The 849-nt window shown below is 76.2% G+C and carries 1 protein-coding gene; it reads left to right on the plus strand.

What is annotated here, in order from left to right; all coding sequences use genetic code 11:
- Positions 1 to 75 precede the first annotated feature (75 nt).
- On the plus strand, positions 76 to 849 hold a 774-nt coding region (gene pgeF / locus G5C65_RS37895), incomplete at its 3' end, for a peptidoglycan editing factor PgeF (RefSeq protein WP_165303619.1).

An 849-nucleotide genomic window follows, 5' to 3' on the forward strand; every position in this document is an offset into this window, starting at 1 on the left:
GCCCCCGGTGCCGCCCCCGCCCCGCTCCTACCAGGACAGTCAGGCGGAGGAGCTGGATGTTCCGGACTTCCTGAAGTGATAGGCCGGCACGAAACGGTCAGCGGCGCGCATTTCGCTTTCACCGACAGGTGGGGCGGGGTGAGCGCCGCTCCGTATGAGCAGCTCAATCTCGGCGACCGGGTCGGCGACGAGGCGGAGGCCGTGCGGAGCAACCGCGCGCTGGCGGCGGCGTCCCTCGGGCTGGACCCGGCGGACGTGGTGTGGATGCGCCAGGTGCACGGACGGGACGTCGCCGCCGTGGTGAAACCTTTCGACGGCGGGGCCGGGGAGCCCCCGGCGCTCGACGGCGTGGTGACGGCCCGGCGCGGGCTGGCGCTCGCCGTGCAGACCGCCGACTGCACGCCCGTGCTGCTCGCCGACCCGGCGGCCGGGGTGGCGGGCGCGGCGCACGCGGGGCGTCCGGGGCTGTTCACGGGAGTCGTCGGGTCGGTGGTGGAGGCGATGGCCGAGCTGGGCGCCCGCCCGGAGCGGATCGTCGCGCGCATCGGCCCGACGGTCTGCGGCGGGTGCTACGAGGTGCCCGAGGCGCTGCGCGCCGAGGTCGCGGCGGCGGTGCCGGAGGCGTACGCGACCACCCGCTGGGGCACCCCGGCGCTGGATCTGACCGCCGGGGTGCGGGCCCAGCTCGCCCGGCACTCGGTCCCCGCGCCGGAGGGGCCGGCCGTGTGCACCCGGGAGTCGGCGGACCACTTCTCCTACCGCCGGGAGGGGACCACCGGGAGGCTGGCCGGGTATGTGTGGCTCGGCGAGAACGGAACGGACGGAGCGGACGGGGAGAACGGGGAGAAC

It is taken from the genome of Streptomyces boncukensis, assembly GCF_011045075.1.
GTDB classification, from domain to species: domain Bacteria; phylum Actinomycetota; class Actinomycetes; order Streptomycetales; family Streptomycetaceae; genus Streptomyces; species Streptomyces boncukensis.